The following is a 19,094-nucleotide window of genomic DNA, read 5'->3' as shown; positions in this document are numbered from 1 at the left end:
TGCAAAGATTCTACTTTTAAATGATTTCTACCCATAATTCAACCACCTTTCTCCGTATGTTTAGTATTTGAAGAAAAATTGTGGTTATTCAGTATAACTTAAACTTAGACCTAGGATACCTATAGTATCATCTAGTTGAAAAAGAATTCCATAGTATAGAGGAATTCTTTTTTTTATGTAGAATAATAAATAGTACGTAAGATAATATTTACAGAGGAGTAATTTTATGGAATATATTTTAGATATGAGAGAAATAAGCCTTGATGGTGATTTATTAGATATAGGAAAAGAGAACTACGGGATAATATATAATTTAAAAAAGAATATGGAAGATGAGATTTCTGTGGACTACTTTGATGATAGAGAGAATTTGAGTGAAAAAGAAGCAATATTCTATGACGGAGCAGTACTTTTTTTTACTTTGGGAAAGATATGGAGTAATGGCGGAAGACGTGAGATAATAAAACATATATGGAATCTCATTAAAGATGACGGATATCTCTATATATGGGACTATGATAAGAAAGCAAAAGAAGTAGTAAATACTAATATAAAGGTCTTGCTTCCTGGCGATAAAACTAAAGAATTTAAGTATAGAGATATAAATCCAATAAGTCAATTTAATGTGGAACTTATAAAAAAAGCTACAGAAAGTTATTTTGAAATAGAAAAAGTTGATTTTTATGATAAAATTTACTTTGTAAAAGCAAAAAGAAGGGAAAGAACAAGTGATGAAAATATTATTAACAGGAGTAAATTCAAAATACATTCATAGCAATCTAGCTATAAGGTATTTGAAAGCATATACTGAGGATTTGCCATGTGAGTGCAAGATTAGAGAATTTAGCATTAATGATAGGATAGAAATAATACTAGAACAAATTATATTAGAAAAAGCTGATGTAGTAGCATTTTCTTGTTATATTTGGAATATGGAGTATATAAATAAGCTTGCAGATCTTATAAAATTAGTAGATAAAGATATAGAAATATTATATGGAGGACCGGAAGTTTCATATGATAGTGAAAATTTTCTAAAAGAATGTAATGGTGAATACGTCATATCTGGTGAGGGAGAAGAAAGCTTTAGAGAATTTGTAGAATATAAATTGGGATTGAGAGATATAGGTTCAATTAGAGGACTTTATCATAAAAGAGAAGAAAAAGTGATATTTAATGGAATAAGACCTCAGATGGACATGAATGATTTAAGTTTTCCTTATAAAGAGGGAGATAAAGAAATACATAATAAGATAGTCTATTATGAAGCATCAAGAGGATGTCCTTTTAAATGCAAATATTGCTTATCCTCAACTGCTAACGGAGTTAGGTTCTTAGATATAGAAAGAGTAAAGAAAGAATTGAAGTTTTTTATTGATGAAAAGGTAAGACTAGTTAAATTTGTTGATAGAACCTTCAATTGTAATCACAATTTTGTGAAGGAAATATGGGGATTCCTAATAGAGCAAGATACTAAAACAACCTTCCACTTTGAGATTTCAGCAGATCTTTTAAGGGATGATGAAATCGAACTTTTAAATAGAGCTCCTAAGGGAAGAATTCAATTAGAAGTTGGAGTACAGACTACTAATAACGAAGTATTAAATAATATTAATAGATATGTTGGATTTGAAACAATAAAGGATAAAGTCGTAGGAATAGCTGAGGGTCATAATGTGAAGCAGCATCTTGATTTAATTGCTGGACTTCCAGGTGAAGATTTTAATTCCTTTAAAAAATCTTTTAATGATGTTCACTCCATTAGACCTGATGAAATACAACTTGGCTTTTTAAAGCTTCTTAAAGGATCATCAATGAGAGATGAAGCAGAAAAGTGGGGAATTGTTTATGCGACCTATGCTCCATATGAAATACTAAGATCAAAAGATATAAGCTACGAAGAACTTTTAGAGTTAAAAAAGGTAGAAGAAATTGTTGATAAATATTATAATTCTCAAAAGTTTAACACCGTATTAAAATATTTTTTAAGTAAGTTTGAAACTCCGTTTGATTTTTACTATGCAATGGGAAGTTATTTTCATGAAAGAGGATATTTTAATATAAATATAGGAAATACAGAATACTATAGAGTTTTTGTGGATTTTAATAATTATAAATTTAATGGTGAAAACACTGAAGAACTGAAAGATATAATAAAATATGATTATTTAATGTATAACAAAAAGAAGTGGCTACCTGAATTTTTAAATAGAGATATAACTAAAGAAGAAGAAAGAATCATAAAAGAAAAATTAAAAGATTCTTACGATTTTAAAAGGTCTCATATTGAAAAATTCAGTTTAGATATCATGCAGTATATAGAATCAGATAGATTGGTAATGTCGCAAAATTACCTATTGTTTGATCTAGATAATGAAGATAATATAAAGGTTTTAAATAATATATTATAGAAAATGGTCATACTAAAGCACTAGGGTGAAATTAATTTCAATAATATTCTTTAAAATAGTCAAAAACTAAAATTAAATATAAACGAAGTTTTGTAATTTTATATAGATATTCAGTCATAATATTAAAATGTTATGTATTGAATATCTATATTTTTTACAGAGAAGAATTTTTAAATAATAAAATAGGAATTCTATTATTGGTATAGATGGTATAGGAGTGTGTAAGAGGACTTTTTATACAAGTTTATGTATTATTTAACAAGGTGGTAACTGATACGATTTAAGGTGCAATTATATAACGGTTGAAAAACACCTAAAAGAATGGTACAATCTATTAAGAAAGCGTTATTTGATACTATATAAAGTATTAATATATATAAGAGTAGGAAAAGAGGTGATAATTTGGCAATCGAGGTAGTAAATGAAGTAATAAAGGCGGAAGCTAAGGCTGATGAAGTTATCAAAGAAGCAAGTTTAAAAAGTAAAGAAATAATAAATGATGCATTAAGTTTTGGAGAAAATGAATACAAAAGAATATTGCAACAAAGTAAAGATCAAGCTCAAAAAATAATGGATGCTGCTGTGGCTCAGGCAAATAAGGATACTGATCCTATTTTGTCAAAAGGCTCCAAAGATTTAGAAAATCTAAATAAATTAGATCAAACTAGAAAGAGAAGTGCAATAAAATTAATAATGGAGAGGATTGTGAATATTCATGGCGATAGTTAAGATGAATAAATTTACCCTACTCTCTTTTGAATCTGAAAAAGAGAAGCTCTTAAGCGCACTTCAGAAGTTCCAAGGGGTTCACTTTATCGACCTTCAAGATGATCAGGCATTAGGCGATAATGAATATGCTAAAAATCTATTTAAAGACAATGTGGGCGAAGAGCACGCAGTGTATCAAGAAAATCTTGCAAAGCTTAGATTTTCGTTAGATTTTATAGAGGGGTTCTTCCCAGAGAAGAAATCAATGCTTTCAATGCTAGACGATAAAAAGGAAATGAGTCTTGAGGAATTAGAGAATAGCATAAAGAGCAATAACTGGAATGAAGTATATGAAGAGCTTAAGGCTAAAGAGAGGTCTTTGAATGAGTTAAGCAATGAAACCACCAAACTGGAAGGAGAAATTGCAGAACTTAAGGGATGGAGAAATTTAGATATTGCTATATCAGATCTAAATAAGTTCAAGTATTCCAAGGCCATGGTTGGAACTGTTTCAAAGCAATATGAAGATATTATTTTAGACGATTTATCTACAGAACTCAATTATTCATATGTAGAGATTATAGATAGAGACAATCAGGACTTATATTTATTAGTAATCACTCATGATAGTGAAGTCAGCAATGCTGAAGATATCCTAAAAAGATATGGTTTTTCAGCTTTTTCCTCAAGTATAGATAAAAGACCAGAGGATTATATAAAGTCTAATAAAGAGAAAATAGAAGAAATACAGTCAGAAAAAAGAGATATTAAAGCATCAGTTGAAAAGTTCCAATATGAAAGAGAAAATTTAATATCTGCATATGAATACTTTGGTAACCTTGTAGCGAGATCAGAAGCTTCTAACAATTTCATTAAAACTAAAAAAGTTGTAACTATTTGCGGATGGAACATGGCTGAAACAAACGATGAGTTGAAAAAGGCTGTCCAAAGTGCGATAGGAGAAAACTACTATCTAGAATTTGAAGAAGTAAAAGAAGAAGAAGCAGAGAATGTTCCGATAAAACTCAGAAACAATGGATTTGCTTCAGCTTTTGAAGGTGTTATTGAGATGTATAGTTTACCTCGTTATAGTGAGGTAGATCCAACACCTATATTGTCGGTATTCTACTTCTTATTCTTTGGAATGATGCTTTCAGACGCTGGATATGGATTGATTATGATGGCTGCATCAGCTTTTGCTTTATATAAAGTAAAAGATAAAGATAAAAGAAAAAGCTATAAGATGTTTTTCTTAGCTGGAATTTCTACTGTTATATGGGGAGCTATATACGGTGGATGGTTTGGAGATTTACCTAGCTATTTTGGAATAGTTCCTCCGAAACTACTAGACAGTACAGCAGATATAACCACAATATTCGGGCTTTCCTTAGGGTTTGGAGTTGTGCATATTTTCATTGGTCTTGGTATTAAGGCATATATGCTTATAAGAGCTGGGCATATGAAGGATGCTATATATGATGTATTTACTTGGTATATTACCTTAATAGGTGCTTTTCTAGCTATAGCAGGTATTGGTGGAAAGCTGGGAGTAATAATGCTTGTACTAGGACTTGTGGGATTGTTGCTTACGCAAGGCAGAACCGCTCCAACTATTGGAGGAAAAATAGGCTGGGGTATATATGGCGTGTATGGGATAACTAGTTACTTAGGTGACATAGTTTCATATTCAAGACTTTTAGCATTAGGTCTTGCAACTGGATTTATAGCAAATGCATTAAATCTTATAATTAATTTAATCCCTTCACCATTTAAGTATGTTTTAGCCCCATTTTTATTTATAGGCTTGCATACATTTAATTTACTAATAAACGCGCTTGGATCATATGTTCATGCGGCTAGACTACAGTATCTAGAATTCTTTAATAAATTTTATGAAGGCGGAGGTAAGAAATTTACTCCATACAAGCTTTCAGATAAATATATAAAAATTACGAAATAATAGGAGGATACAAAAAATATGAATACATGGGTGGAATTTTTTCAGTCAACAAATAATGGACTAATAATGGCGTTACTAGGAGCTGCATTAGCGGTAGGATTATCAGGTATAGGTTCAGCGCAAGGTATAGGAACTGTTGGTCAGGCGGCAGCAGGGCTTATGACTGAGGAACCTGAAAAGTTTGGTAAAACATTTATACTTGTAGCACTTCCAGGTACACAAGGACTTTATGGATTTGTTATTGCTTTGCTGCTTTTCACAAAGATAGGTATATTTGGGGGGAACGCTCCAGATCTATCATTAGGATTAAAGTATTTTATGGCATGTCTTCCGGTTGCTATAGCAGGTTGGAGATCAGCTATATGGCAAGGTAAAGTTGCAGCAGCAGGCGTTCAAATACTAGCAAAGAAACCAAATGACGTGATGAAGGGTGTTATTTATGCGGTTATGGTTGAAACATATGCCGTTTTAGGTTTCGTTGCATCATTATTTATGGTTCTATTCGTTAAATAGTTTGGAGTGAAGCATAATGGCTAAAATAGAACATTTAATTAATAAAATTCTTGAGGATGCTCAAGCTGAGAGTAGAAGTATAATAGAAAAGGCTGAAGCTGAAAAGAATGGTATTGTTGAAAAAAGAGTTAATGAAGCGAAAGATATTGAAAAGTTAACAATAGAAAAGGCTCATAGAGAGGCTGATTTAAAGAAAGAAAGAATCATTTCAAATGCAATGTTAAAGGTTAGAAATGATAAGCTTGTAGCTAAGCAAAAGGTGATGGATGAGGTTTTTAATGAGGCCTTAGATGAACTTTGCGCTATGCCGCAGGAGGTATTTTTAAGCTATTTAAAAGCGACTATATTATCTCTTAATATTAAAGGAGATGAGACTATTATACTTAACTCCTATGGAAAAGGATTAGTTGATGACAGCTTTATTGCTGAACTTAATATGGAACTTTCAAATAGCGGAAAGTTAGGGAACTTAAGATTGAGTGAAACAAATAAAGAGTTTAGAGGTGGCTTCATATTAGAGAAAAATGGAGTAGAGATAAATAATACTTTTGAAGCCTTAATCAGTTCTTATAGAGATGAGTTAGAGTTTGAAGTGGCAAATATACTATTTAGTTAAGGAGGGCTGATTTGATGGATGCTATGGATTTTACGCAGGTGATTCCAAGGCTTAGAGTATTGGAAAATAGGCTCCTTGATAAATCGAAAATTGATAGGATGATTGACTCAGCTTCTGCAGCAGATGTTTTGAAAATACTTCAGGAAACAGAGTACAGCAATGTTGCTGGCAATGTGAGTCATCCTAAAGAGTACGAAATCATATTAAGCAGTGAGCTTAGAAGAGTGTTTCATATGCTTTACGAAGCAAGTCCTCATAAAGAAATCGTTGATATCATGAGTATAAAATATGATTTTCATAATGTTAAAGTGCTTATTAAAGGAAAGCTTTTAAATAAGGATCTCAATGAAATACTTATTCCTGTAGGAACTGTTGATTTAGATAAACTTAAAGCTGCAGTTGGTGATGAGTATTATAGAGATATACCTAGTATTATGGGGAAAGCAGTAGAAGCTGCCTTAGATAATTTTTCTAAGGAAAAGGATCCTCAAAGTATAGATTTAATAATTGATAGATATCAATATACAGCAATGTATGAAATAGCTAAGGAATTACAAGATCCCTTTATAAAAAAATACGTAGATACTTTAATAGATTTAAGTAATATAAGAACTTTATTAAGAGTTAAGAAACAGAAAAAGGGAAGAGATTTCCTTGCCGGTGCTCTATTGAGTGGTGGAAGAATAGATAAAGAAAAGTTTTTAGTATTGCTTAATGATTCTTCTGAAAATGTATATGGAAAGTTATCCTACACAGATTATGCAGGAGTATTGAAGTTTGGTATGGAACAGTATACGAAAACAGGATCTTCTAGTGAGTTAGAAAAGCTTAGTGATAATTATATGATGAGATTCATGAAAGATGCAAAGTATGTAAGTTTTGGACCAGAGCCAATTATTGCTTATATCTATGCTAAGGAAAATGAGATAAAAAATATAAGAATAATAATGGTTGCTAAATTAAACAATATACCTTCAGAAGTTATAAGAGAAAGGCTGCGTGAAGGATATGTATAAGAAAATTGCAGTTGTAGGAGATAAAGATTCAGTACTTGCTTTTAAGGCTTTAGGGTTAGAAGTTTTTCCTGTATTTGAGCCAGAAGAAGCAAAAAAGACAATAGATAGATTAGCTATGAAGGACTATGGAGTGATATTTGTCACTGAACAGGTGGCAAAGGATATTGAAGAAACGATAGAAAGATATAATAGACAGACGCTTCCTGCAGTAATACTAATTCCAAGCAATCAAGGTACTTTAAATATTGGAACTAAAAGAATAAGTGATAATGTAGAAAAAGCAGTAGGCGTTAACATTTTATAGGAAAGTAGGTTGGGATATTGAAGACCGGAAGAATAATAAAGGTTTCTGGACCTTTGGTAGTTGCTGAGGGCATGGATGAAGCTAATCTTTACGATGTTGTTAAGGTTGGAGACAAAGGTCTAATTGGTGAAATTATTGAAATGAGAGGCGATAGAGCTTCTATACAGGTATATGAAGAAACAGCAGGAATTGGGCCTGGAGATCCTGTGTTATCAACAGGAGAGCCTCTTTCTGTAGAGCTTGGACCTGGGCTTATAGAGTCAATGTTTGATGGTATTCAAAGACCTTTAGAAGCTTTTATGAAAGCTGCTAACAGTTCGTTTCTTGTAAAAGGAGTATCTGTAAAATCTTTAGATAGAACAAAGCTATGGGAGTTTAAGCCAGTTGCTAAATCAGGAGATAAAGTGACAGCAGGAGATATTCTTGGCGTAGTCCAAGAAACTGCTGTAATAGAACAGAAGATACTAGTCCCATTCGGTATTGAGGGGACTATAAGAGACATAAAATCAGGTAGCTTTACAGTAGAAGATGTAATTTGTATAATAGACACAAACTTTGGTGTAAAAGAAGTTACAATGCTACAAAAATGGCCTGTAAGAAAAGGTAGACCCTACAGTAGAAAATTAAATCCTGTAGAACCAATGATTACAGGGCAGAGAGTAATAGATACATTTTTTCCAGTAGCTAAAGGTGGAGCAGCAGCTGTTCCAGGTCCTTTCGGAGCAGGAAAGACTGTAGTTCAGCACCAGATAGCAAAATGGGGAGATGCTGAAATAGTTGTTTATGTTGGCTGTGGAGAACGTGGTAACGAAATGACTGATGTTCTTAATGAGTTTCCAGAGTTAAAAGACCCTAAAACTGGTGAAAGCTTAATGAAAAGAACTGTACTTATAGCAAATACCTCAAATATGCCTGTTGCTGCGAGAGAAGCATCAATTTATACAGGAATTACAATAGCAGAATATTTTAGAGATATGGGATATTCGGTTTCTATAATGGCAGATTCTACCTCAAGATGGGCAGAAGCGCTTAGAGAAATGTCAGGAAGACTTGAAGAAATGCCTGGTGATGAAGGCTATCCAGCGTATTTAGGTTCAAGACTTGCTGATTACTATGAAAGAGCTGGTAAGGTTGTATGTCTTGGATCTGATGAAAGACAAGGTGCTATAACTGCTATAGGAGCTGTATCACCTCCAGGAGGAGATATATCAGAACCAGTATCACAAGCAACTTTAAGAATAGTTAAGGTATTCTGGGGATTAGATGCTCAGCTTGCATATAGAAGACATTTTCCGGCTATAAACTGGCTTAATTCTTACTCATTATATGTTGATAGGATAGGGCAGTGGATAGATGACAATATTTCTAAAGACTGGTCAGCTCTAAGAATTGAGGCTATGGCACTTTTACAAGAGGAAGCAAATCTTGAAGAAATAGTTAGACTTGTAGGTATAGATGCTTTATCAGAAGGAGATAGATTGAAGTTAGAAGTAGCTAAATCTATAAGAGAAGATTATCTTCAACAGAATGCCTTTCATGACGAAGATGCATACACTTCATTATCTAAACAGTATAAGATGCTTAAACTTGTATTAAACTTTAAAGAGCAAGCTGAGAGAGCTTTAGAAAATGGTATATATCTAGAAAAGATATTAGGAATCCCTTCAAGAGATAGAATAGCAAGAAGTAAATATATATCAGAAAAGGATATATCTAAAATAGACGATATATTTAAAGCTATTAAGGAAGATATTGATAAGCTTATAGAAGAAGGAGGTGTACTGGATGCTTAAGGAATATAGGACGGTAACTGAAGTCGTTGGACCTTTGATGATTGTAGATAATGTTGAAGGTGTAAAGTATGATGAGCTTGTAGAGATAGAACTACATACTGGTGAGATTAGAAGAGGGAAAGTTCTAGAAGTCAACGGTAGTAAGGCTATGGTACAGCTGTTTGAAGGTTCTACAGGTATCAATTTGAAAGGTACAAAGGCTAAGTTTTTAGGCAGGCCCCTTGAGATTGGAGTATCTGAAGATATGCTAGGAAGAGTCTTTGATGGAATGGGAAGACCTAAGGATAATGGTCCTAAGATAATTCCAGAAAAAAGATTAGATATAGCTGGAGAAGCTATTAATCCAGTAGCAAGAAACTATCCTTCTGAGTTCATTCAGACAGGAATATCGGCTATAGATGGACTTAATACTTTAGTTAGAGGTCAAAAGCTTCCGGTATTCTCAGGTTCCGGGCTCCCTCATGCTGAACTTGCAGCTCAGATAGCAAGGCAAGCAAGAGTTCTAAATTCAGATTCTAAATTTGCTGTTGTTTTTGCAGCAATAGGAATAACTTTTGAGGAAGCGGAATTCTTTGTTGAAGAGTTTACAAACACAGGAGCAATAGATAGATCAGTACTATTTATGAATCTTGCCTCTGATCCAGCAATTGAAAGAATTGCAACTCCAAGAATGGCTCTTACAACAGCAGAGTATCTAGCTTATGAAAAAGGGATGCATGTACTTGTAATTATGACTGATATAACAAATTATTGTGAAGCGCTTAGAGAGGTTTCGGCAGCTAGAAAAGAAGTTCCTGGTAGAAGAGGATATCCAGGATATCTTTATACTGATCTTTCAACCTTGTATGAGAGAGCCGGAAGACTTAAAGGAAAAGAAGGCTCAATTACTCAAATTCCTATACTTACAATGCCAGAAGATGATAAGACTCATCCAATTCCAGACCTTACAGGTTATATAACTGAAGGACAAATCATACTTTCAAGAGAGCTATATAAAAAAGGAGTAATGCCTCCTATAGATGTGCTTCCGTCCCTTTCAAGACTTAAAGATAAGGGTATAGGTAAAGGTAAGACTAGAGAAGATCATGCTGACACATTGAATCAGTTATTTTCTGCATACGCTCAAGGAAAGCAGGCTAAAGAACTTGCGACAATATTAGGAGAATCAGCCTTATCAGAAGCCGATAAAAAGTTCGCTAAATTTGCTGAAGCTTTTGAGAAAGAGTATGTATCTCAAGGATTTACTACAAATAGAACAATAGAAGAAACATTAAATCTTGGTTGGAAACTGCTAAAAATACTTCCTAAGTCTGAGCTTAAGAGAATAAGAGACGAGTATCTAGAAAAATATTTATCTTCAGGAGAGGATGAATAGTCAATGGCAAAACTTAATGTTAATCCAACCAGGATGGAGCTCACGAAGCTTAAAAAGAGATTGGCCACTGCTACTAGAGGACATAAGCTTTTAAAAGATAAGCAAGATGAACTTATGAGACAATTCATAAACCTGGTGAAGTATAATAATGTTCTACGAAAAGAAGTAGAAGAAGAGTTACATGGATCTTTAAAAGATTTTGTAATGGCTAGAGCAGTTATGAGCTCGGAGTTTTTAGAAGAGGCGGTTGTATTTCCTAAGGAGAACATAACTGTAGATATCGGTACTAAAAACATAATGAGTGTAAATGTCCCAGTAATGAATTTCAAAAGAAAGTTAGAAGGTGACGAAGGGAGCATATTTCCATATGGCTTTGCAAGTACTTCTTCTGAATTAGATGATTCTATAGCAAAGCTGTACAGTATACTCCCGAAGCTTCTTGAGCTTGCAGAAGTTGAGAAGAGTTGCCAACTTATGGCTGATGAAATAGAAAAAACTAGAAGAAGAGTAAATGCTCTTGAATACATGACTATTCCACAACTTCATGAAACCATAAAATATATAAGAATGAAGCTTGAGGAAAATGAGAGAAGTGCGCTAACTAGGCTTATGAAAGTTAAGTCAATTATACAAGAAAGAAGTTAATATAAGTTTAGTTTATTTAATAAAGACCATGTTTATTAGGTATATATTTTCCTATATAAGCATGGTCTAAAATTTTATTTTTATCATTAGACATAGTTTAAACAAATACACAATAAAATATAGTGTTTTAAATTGTAGATTTATCGAAAAGTTGATAAAGTCTTTAAATCAAGAAGTTAATGAAAATTTATGTAATTAATATAAATTTTATTTATCATTAAAATATAAGCGGTAAATATAGCGAAATTTAGTTGTTTATAATATGTAATTAATATGATATAATACAAAAAAAGGTAGTAGGAGAAGTGCTATGAGAGAAAAATTTGTAGGAAGAATTTTATTGTTTGCTATAGTATCAGTAATAGTTAGCACTTTTGTGGTCTTTTTATGGACAAGTATATCTGATTATTCCTCCAGTATTAAAAATAATGAGAAGGATTTTGAAATATATATTGAAAAGACAGTTGGGTATGATATAGATATATTAACCACCATGGAAAAAGATGATTATGAATACATTATGTTTACAAAGAAAGGATCTAACGGTGCAAATATTTTTGCTTTTAAGAAATGGCATTTTGATAGATTTATTGATGCGGGAGCAATTTTTCATTCAAATGATTTAAAGCAAGACAAAGCTAGTAAATCGCTATTTGGTGCACTTAACATTATAGATAAAAAAAATAAACAAAAATATGTGGTTTTCGGCATTAATTCTTCAGATGTAGCAAAATATTATACTATAGATATAAATGAAAAAGAGTTCAGGAGAGAAATAGCAGATACCTATTTTATAGATGTTTTAGACTTCAATGAAGTCAGTGAGCTGAAATTGAGAAGTATAAAGTTTTATGGAAAGCATGATGAAGATGTAACTGATAAACTGATAATTAAGGATGAAGATGGACAATAAACTGTTGAGGTGATATTAATGAAAGATAAAGTAAAGTTGAGCACTTTGGAGCAAATAAAGGCATACTCAGATCCATATAGATTAAGAATACTTACCTTATTAAGGAACAATGGAGATGCAGCTACGGTTAAGGAAATAGCTGATCAATTAGGTGAAGTACCAGCAAAGGTTCACTATCATATAAAAAAACTTGAGAAGGCTGGGATCGTTGAACTTATAAGAACCAAGGAAGTTAAGGGGATAATAGCAAAATACTATTATTTGACTGCAGATAGATTTGAAATTGTTGGAGAGAATATAAGCGAACAAGCCAAACAAATTTACAAATCAGAGGTTTTAAATTTAGTTAGTGACTATTATCAAAATTCAAGAAATGATGTTATTGAAGCCTTAAACTCTAGAATAGAAGATCATAATGAAGGAAATATATCATTGACTTCGAGAACCTTGTATTTAACTAAGGAAGAATTTGAGGAATTAAATAGTTTAACTCGAGAAATTTTTTCTAAATATGAGGTGAAGAAAAAGGATGCTATACCGTGTCATGCTTTTACCGTGTTATGTAAGAACAATCCAGATAATAAATAAATCATTTACATAAACTTAACAATCACTATTAAGATTTTAACATAGTATATAGGGATACTATATATTTTTGGAGGCAGATTTAATGAGGATTGTTATAGATATAGATATAGTAAATCATGCGGAGATACTAGAAAAACATAAAGGTGGCTTTGCCAGTCTTTTAGCTAACAGCAGCTTTGTTAAGGAACAGGTAGAACATGAAATTAGAAAAGAAATATTAAACAAGTTAACTAAAGCTTTAAAAGATGGATTGTCAGAAAATGGTGTAAAAGCAAGGATAAGAATAAATTAAAACGAGGGGCTCTGATGAGACCCTTTAATTTTACATATACGCAATATTCTCTGTTATTCTTTTGTTATCTTTGAGGGGGAATTTAATGATATATTTTAAACATGAATATCATTTAGTAATGAGTTTAATGCAAAAGAAAAGGACGTTATTTTCTAGGACTATATTAATATACAAAGTTTTTAGGAAACTTAACTTTGTGTCGGAACAGAACGTTTGAAGATAACATTATTTTAGTACATAATTGTAACATTATTGAAAAAGATATGTTTGTATGTAATTTTTCTTTGAATGTCCTTGAGAATATTATATAATATATGCTGTGCCCTAGGATAAAAGGAGAGATTTTAATGTTTAATTATATTTTAGGTATTTTAGTATCATCATTAGTGGCAATACTAATAACTCCATCATTAATGAAAATAGCTCATAAAATAGAGTTTACAGATAAACCTACTGAGAGAAAAAAACATGATAAACCTATACCTATAATTGGTGGTATAGTTATGTTCATTGGTTTTTTTATAGGTTATTTTTTATTAGTACGAAATGATAGAACTCAAAGTCTATATTTATTTGTTTCATCAATAATGATTTTGTTAATAGGATTATTAGATGATTATTTTAAGACAAAAGGCAAAGAGTTTATGATATTTCCAAGAGTTTTAGTACAAATATTAGCAGCAAGTCTAATATATAAATCAGGTATAGTATTTAATGGGATTACAGATCCGTTTAACGGTAGCTATATAGAGTTACCTGGCGTACTAAAATACTTACTTACTATTACTTGGATATTTGGAGTCACTACAGTTATTAATTGGTCTGATGGAATGGATGGTTTAGCAGGTGGGATATCAACCATATCAGCGACAACCTTATTTGTAGTAGCACTTGCCAAAGGGCAAACTGATTCAGCGCTTATGTCAATAATACTTGTAGGTGCAGTATTAGGATTCCTTAAATATAACAGGCATCCTGCAAGAATATTTATGGGGGATTCAGGTGCTAATTTTTTAGGATTTACTTTAGCTATAATAGCTTTAGATGGTGCCTTTAAACAGGCTACGGTAATGTCCATATTCATCCCGTTTTTAGCGTTGGGGGTACCTATATTTGATAATATATTTGTAATATTCAAGAGATTTAGTGAAGGCAAACCTGTATATCAAGCAGATAGAAGTCAAATACATTATAGACTTGAGCAAAAAGGAATGAATACAAGGCAGGTAGTTTCTTATATATGTTTAATAAGTACATGTTTAAGTCTTATATCTATTTTAATACTGTTACTTAGATTATAAACATTAAGCTTATATATTTATGACCTTAATTAAATTAATATACTATATTGATAGATTAAATAATAATTTGAAAATAAAAAGTGAAAATTAATTGAAAATTATTAATAATATAGTATATAATATGATATTATATACATATAGTACTGAACTAATTGTAAATTAAATAATTGAATAAATCATCTTATCAAGAGTGGTGGAGGGACTGGCCCTGTGAAACCCGGCAACCTTATAATAGGTTATATATAAGACTTAACTTATAGAAATTAGGATATCTAATAATTGATATAAGTTAAATTTTATTATTAACCGAGCATATAAAGGTGCTAAATCCTGCAGTTTTTACTGGAAGATAGGATATGCTTTGTGGTTTAGACCTAGAGGTATATCCTCTAGGTTTTTTTATTCTTTAAAAAAGAATAATTTATTTTAAAATTAAAGGAGGACTTACTATGCTAATTAAGGATTTATTTAAACACAAGAGGATGGTTTTTTCTTTTGAAATATTTCCTCCAAAGCTTACTTCGCCAATAGATACAGTTTATAAAACAATAGAGGAATTAGCAGTTTTAAACCCAGACTATATAAGTGTTACCTATGGAGCTGGTGGAAGCGTTAATAACAACAGAACTTGTGAATTAAGTTCTTTAGTAAAAAATAAATATGGAATAGAAGCGTTAGCTCATCTTACATGCATTAACTCAAGCGAAGATAAAATAAATAAGATTGTTGACGATTTAAATAAAAATAACATTAAAAATATCTTAGCTTTAAGAGGCGATGTGAATGGAGAAGAAAATAAAAGTGATAGATATACTTATGCTTATGAACTTATTAAGCATTTAAGAGACAAAGAAGATTTATGTCTAGGAGCAGCTTGTTACCCAGAAGGACATGTTCAAAGTGATAATTTAGATAATGATATATTGCATCTGAAAAACAAGGTAGAGGCAGGAGCAGATTTTTTAGTATCACAACTGTTTTTTGATAATAATTTGTATTATAACTTTCTTGATAAAGTATCTAGCAAAAACATAAACGTACCGATTCAGGCTGGTATAATGCCTGTGACAAATAAGAAACAAATTGAGAGAATAGCATCACTTTCAGGAGCATACCTTCCGCAAAAATTTATAAAAATAATGGATAAATATGAACATAATAAAGAAGCACTAAGAGATGCAGGTATAGCTTATGCAGTAGAGCAAATTGTTGACTTGATATCTTCTGGAGTAAGTGGTATTCATCTATACACTATGAATAATCCATATGTTGCGAAGAAGATAACTAATAGCATTGAATCACTTATCAATCATATAAATGAAGAAGCTATTTAAGGCAAAGACACTACTAAAGTAATGAGCTTAGATTAAGTGATTAGTCATATGATTATCTACTTCATAAGAGCTTATTTAAACAATATTTTTAAACATATCCAAAGGAAATAATGTTTAGAAAGAATTTCAATGAATATGAAGACTTAATGTTCAACACACTATAGTTAGATCCTTAAAAATATTTATATATCAAATAATGGCTATGTTTAGAACTGAGTTTTAATTAAGGGTTTACTAAAATAGTATACCTTAATTAGAACAATAATAAATAAAGCCTTAATAATAAGGAGGTAACTATGGGAATAAGTGAAAAAGACCATGCATATGAAGTTGCTAAAAAAATGCTTATAGATGGAGAATCTTGGGATAAGATAATGGAAGAAACAAAGCTTAGATTAAAAGATTTAAAGAGAATCCAAAAAGAAGAAATAACTCCACATTTCTAAATCATCAAGTAGTTAAGTTCAGCTCTATGTTGAATTTAACTACTTTTTTGCTGCGAAGGATACATTGTGTAAAATATTGGTTAATGTCTATGGTTGTGCTACAATATAAGGATGGATTCATTTAATGTTCCATTTATATTTTTGATTTTAAAGACTTTAAGAAAAAGTTAAGAATTTATTAACTATAATCTTAAGTTTTAGCATTTATTATTATCATATAAGATTTACAAGGAGGATTCATATTATGAAAAGTAAATTTAAAGCATTTTTTCTTTCTTTTATACCAGGACTTGGACATATATACTTAGGAGAAAATAATAGAGGATTAATATTCTTAGGAGGTTTCTTGTCTTATATCTTCACAGCAAGTTTCTTAAGTCATTCTTACGATATCGTAGGAGGATATTCGAGGGTGTTCGAAGCAGCGATACCTGCATTATGGATATTTAACGTATTAGACTGTGTAATCAATGCAGAAAAAGTAAATAAGGGAATGATAAACTTAGCTGATGATAAAAGTAGTGAAGATGAAAGAAAATTAATTGCATTTATGCTTTCTGTTATACCAGGATTAGGTCAACTTTACTTAGGAGAAAAAGAAAAAGGTCAAAAGTTGTTATATCTATTCCTAATTGTTTATATATTATCATCATTGGTAAATATAGATATTTTAAGGCTAGGAGTACCAGCAATAATAATTTATTCTGTATTAGATTTAATGAATGTAAAGGGAGTAAGAGAAACAACAGAAATAAATTTTTCAGGAAAGTGGTTTGATAACTGGGTTAAACTTCTTGGCGTAGTGTTTATAGCAGCAGGTTTTATAGCATTAGCAAACAGATTTTTAGGTGAATTTGTAGATAATAGAGTATTTTATATGATTAAAGATTATACAAAGGTTATATTATCTTCCGTAATTCTAATTGGATTTGGTATTAAAATGCTTTTTATGGGGAAGCCGAAGGAAATTAATAGGGAGGACTAATAATGAAACAATGGAAGATAGGAAGGCTATCTGCAGGTATTGGGCTGATATTGCTTGGTACATTGCTTATAGTAGCAAGAATACAGAATCTATACTATTTTGAAATTATAGAAAAATGGTGGCCAGTTTTAATAATATGCTTGGGAATAGAACTGGTAGTAGGAGCGTTCTTAGCAGGAAATCCTAAACTTAATGTTACTGTAGATGGTAAAAGCGTTTTTATCGCTATAATTATAGTTATTTTTGTATTTATAAGCAGTGGTATAAGTTTTGCTGCGAAAAATGGAGTTTCAATTTTCAACGGAAATGGCATATCTATAAATACTTTTAGCAATGAAAAGATAGTATCTAACAAAATGGAATTTCAATCAAAGAAATCTTTGACGATAGAAAACAAACAAGGGAAGATTTCTATTGATAAGAGTGGTAATGATAAGATAGAAATTGAAGCAAATATTACTATTGGTTATAATAATGAATCTGTTATAAGTGAATTGCAAAAACAAGCCATTGAGTTTACAGATGGAGAAAATCTTGTAGTAGGAGCAAATTATAATCAAAACAAACAAGACGGCGCAGTTAAAAAATTAGATTTCACTATAAAATTACCTGATTCTGTGAAATATAATATTAAAAGTTCTTATGGAGATGTTGTGATCGCCAATATTTCTAGTGATGGAAAAGTTGATCAATCAAATGGAAACACTAATATCAGTAATATCAAGGGGAATCTTGAAGTAAATAATAAGTATGGATCGGTTAAGATTGATACTGTAGAGGGAAATCTTAATGTAGGCTGTAATAATGGAGCCCTTAATATAATCAATGTAAAAGGAAAAGTTATAAGTTCAAATGCTTATGGGTCAACAAGTATAGAAAATATAAGCGATGATCTAGAATTTAAAGGGTCAAATGGATCCTTCACTGAAAAGAACATTAGTGGATTCTCCAAAGTATCAAGTAAATACGGAGAAGTAAACATAATCAATCCACTGAAAGGTGCAAATATAGAAGCTAATAATGGTACTATAAAGCTAGAAAGTAATAAGCCTATAGAAGGTGATATTACCATATATAGTGCTTTCGGAGATATAAATAGTAGAATCTTAAAGGAACAATCAGCTAAATTTAAATGCACTACAAAAAGTGGGTCTATAACTAATAGTTTTGGATTGTCTAGTAATAACAAAAACACCTTAGAAGGCGAAGTGAATGGTGGTAAGTTTCTTTTTATGATGGAAACAAAAAATGGTTCTATAAATATAAACTAGCAAATAAAAAACTTGGTGATTTCTTGGAATCTATAAATTTTAGTTGAAGTAATTAGGGTTAGTATGTAATAATGTTTTTAGATAGATTTTGAAAGGAGTTACCTTAATGCCAGTAAGAAAGATAGTTCAGTTAGGTGATGATCATTTAAAGAAAGTATCAGCGCCTATTAAAGAAATAAATGCACAAACATTAGCACTAGTAAAGGACTTAAAGGATACATTATATTCTGTAGATGGTGTTGGTCTTGCAGCACCTCAAATTGCAGTAAACAAAAGAGTTGTATTTATAGACCTACGAGATGGATCAGAACCAATAGTATTAATTAATCCTGAGATAACTTATAGAGAAGGTAAAGAAGAAGGGTACGAAGGATGTCTAAGTTATGTTGGCTTTGAAGGGTTAGTTGAAAGACCTAAAAAAGTTAAGGTAAAAGCACTAAATGAAAAAGGTGTGGCTGTAGAGTACGAGGCTACAGGGCTTTTAGCAAGATGTTTTTGTCATGAGATAGACCACTTAGATGGGATTATGTATGTTGATCAAGCCATTGAAATGTACGAGTTAGTTGACGAAGAAGAATAAATTAAAAATAAATATTACTCGCCTGACAAACTTTTCGAATATA

20 protein-coding genes and 1 riboswitch are annotated in these 19,094 nt (G+C 31.3%); all 20 genes read left to right on the top strand.

What is annotated here, in order from left to right:
* Positions 1 to 226 precede the first annotated feature (226 nt).
* The 20 genes from JHL18_RS00960 to def all read left to right on the top strand — a co-directional run bounded on the left by JHL18_RS00960 (position 227) and on the right by def (position 19,051).
* Positions 227 to 775, top strand: coding sequence for a hypothetical protein (locus tag JHL18_RS00960; RefSeq protein ID WP_200265764.1), 549 nt, complete (start codon positions 227 to 229; stop codon positions 773 to 775).
* The gene (locus tag JHL18_RS00955; protein ID WP_200265763.1) at positions 732 to 2,411 is read left to right on the top strand and encodes a B12-binding domain-containing radical SAM protein; all 1,680 of its coding nucleotides are present in this window, start codon (positions 732 to 734) and stop codon (positions 2,409 to 2,411) included. Before JHL18_RS00960 ends, JHL18_RS00955 begins: the two co-directional genes overlap by 44 nt.
* Before the next feature lie 402 nt (positions 2,412 to 2,813).
* Positions 2,814 to 3,140 (top strand): ATPase, encoded by a 327-nt coding sequence (locus tag JHL18_RS00950; protein ID WP_200265762.1) that lies wholly within the window; start codon positions 2,814 to 2,816, stop codon positions 3,138 to 3,140.
* Position 3,141: 1 nt separating this feature from the next.
* Positions 3,142 to 5,079 (top strand): V-type ATP synthase subunit I, encoded by a 1,938-nt coding sequence (locus JHL18_RS00945; protein ID WP_243277752.1) that lies wholly within the window; start codon positions 3,142 to 3,144, stop codon positions 5,077 to 5,079.
* An 18-nt stretch (positions 5,080 to 5,097) separates the two neighbouring features.
* Positions 5,098 to 5,592, top strand: a complete 495-nt coding sequence (locus tag JHL18_RS00940; RefSeq protein WP_200265760.1) for a V-type ATP synthase subunit K — start codon at positions 5,098 to 5,100, stop codon at positions 5,590 to 5,592.
* A gap of 16 nt (positions 5,593 to 5,608) precedes the next feature.
* Complete coding sequence (locus JHL18_RS00935) at positions 5,609 to 6,208, top strand: V-type ATP synthase subunit E (protein ID WP_200265759.1); 600 nt, start codon at positions 5,609 to 5,611, stop codon at positions 6,206 to 6,208.
* A gap of 14 nt (positions 6,209 to 6,222) precedes the next feature.
* Positions 6,223 to 7,224 carry a V-type ATP synthase subunit C gene (locus tag JHL18_RS00930; protein WP_200265758.1) on the top strand — a complete coding sequence of 334 codons (1,002 nt, stop codon included), beginning with the start codon at positions 6,223 to 6,225 and terminating at the stop codon, positions 7,222 to 7,224.
* Positions 7,217 to 7,528 carry a V-type ATP synthase subunit F gene (locus JHL18_RS00925; protein WP_200265757.1) on the top strand — a complete coding sequence of 104 codons (312 nt, stop codon included), beginning with the start codon at positions 7,217 to 7,219 and terminating at the stop codon, positions 7,526 to 7,528. Before JHL18_RS00930 ends, JHL18_RS00925 begins: the two co-directional genes overlap by 8 nt.
* A 17-nt stretch (positions 7,529 to 7,545) precedes the next feature.
* On the top strand, positions 7,546 to 9,321 hold the full coding sequence (locus JHL18_RS00920; RefSeq protein WP_200265756.1) for a V-type ATP synthase subunit A: 1,776 nt from the start codon (positions 7,546 to 7,548) through the stop codon (positions 9,319 to 9,321).
* Positions 9,314 to 10,696: a V-type ATP synthase subunit B gene (locus JHL18_RS00915; protein ID WP_200265755.1), complete on the top strand. Its 1,383-nt coding sequence runs from the start codon at positions 9,314 to 9,316 to the stop codon at positions 10,694 to 10,696. The genes JHL18_RS00920 and JHL18_RS00915 overlap by 8 nt, the downstream gene beginning before the upstream one ends.
* 3 nt (positions 10,697 to 10,699) lie before the next feature.
* Entirely contained in the window at positions 10,700 to 11,341 is a 642-nt protein-coding gene (locus JHL18_RS00910; protein ID WP_200265754.1) for a V-type ATP synthase subunit D, read from the top strand.
* A 310-nt stretch (positions 11,342 to 11,651) separates the two neighbouring features.
* Positions 11,652 to 12,254, top strand: a complete 603-nt coding sequence (locus JHL18_RS00905) for a hypothetical protein (protein WP_200265753.1) — start codon at positions 11,652 to 11,654, stop codon at positions 12,252 to 12,254.
* A gap of 18 nt (positions 12,255 to 12,272) precedes the next feature.
* Positions 12,273 to 12,842: an ArsR/SmtB family transcription factor gene (locus JHL18_RS00900; RefSeq protein WP_200265752.1), complete on the top strand. Its 570-nt coding sequence runs from the start codon at positions 12,273 to 12,275 to the stop codon at positions 12,840 to 12,842.
* Between the two features lie 82 nt (positions 12,843 to 12,924).
* Complete coding sequence (locus JHL18_RS00895) at positions 12,925 to 13,134, top strand: hypothetical protein (RefSeq protein ID WP_183276552.1); 210 nt, start codon at positions 12,925 to 12,927, stop codon at positions 13,132 to 13,134.
* A 347-nt stretch (positions 13,135 to 13,481) separates the two neighbouring features.
* Positions 13,482 to 14,435 (top strand): MraY family glycosyltransferase, encoded by a 954-nt coding sequence (locus JHL18_RS00890; RefSeq protein ID WP_200265751.1) that lies wholly within the window; start codon positions 13,482 to 13,484, stop codon positions 14,433 to 14,435.
* Positions 14,436 to 14,613: 178 nt separating this feature from the next.
* A riboswitch (SAM riboswitch) is annotated at positions 14,614 to 14,791 on the top strand.
* A gap of 93 nt (positions 14,792 to 14,884) precedes the next feature.
* Positions 14,885 to 15,769, top strand: coding sequence for a methylenetetrahydrofolate reductase [NAD(P)H] (metF, locus tag JHL18_RS00885; protein WP_200265750.1), 885 nt, complete (start codon positions 14,885 to 14,887; stop codon positions 15,767 to 15,769).
* A gap of 296 nt (positions 15,770 to 16,065) precedes the next feature.
* On the top strand, positions 16,066 to 16,215 hold the full coding sequence (locus JHL18_RS00880) for a hypothetical protein (RefSeq protein WP_200265749.1): 150 nt from the start codon (positions 16,066 to 16,068) through the stop codon (positions 16,213 to 16,215).
* Positions 16,216 to 16,459: 244 nt separating this feature from the next.
* On the top strand, positions 16,460 to 17,200 hold the full coding sequence (locus tag JHL18_RS00875) for a hypothetical protein (protein WP_200265748.1): 741 nt from the start codon (positions 16,460 to 16,462) through the stop codon (positions 17,198 to 17,200).
* Positions 17,201 to 17,202: 2 nt separating this feature from the next.
* Complete coding sequence (locus JHL18_RS00870) at positions 17,203 to 18,471, top strand: DUF4097 family beta strand repeat-containing protein (protein ID WP_200265747.1); 1,269 nt, start codon at positions 17,203 to 17,205, stop codon at positions 18,469 to 18,471.
* 106 nt (positions 18,472 to 18,577) lie between these two features.
* Positions 18,578 to 19,051: a peptide deformylase gene (gene def, locus JHL18_RS00865; RefSeq protein ID WP_200265746.1), complete on the top strand. Its 474-nt coding sequence runs from the start codon at positions 18,578 to 18,580 to the stop codon at positions 19,049 to 19,051.
* Positions 19,052 to 19,094 lie beyond the last annotated feature (43 nt).

It is taken from the genome of Clostridium yunnanense (assembly GCF_016595795.1).
GTDB classification, from domain to species: Bacteria; Bacillota; Clostridia; order Clostridiales; family Clostridiaceae; genus Clostridium_AR; species Clostridium_AR yunnanense.
This window is presented reverse-complemented; position numbering and strand designations above follow the sequence as displayed.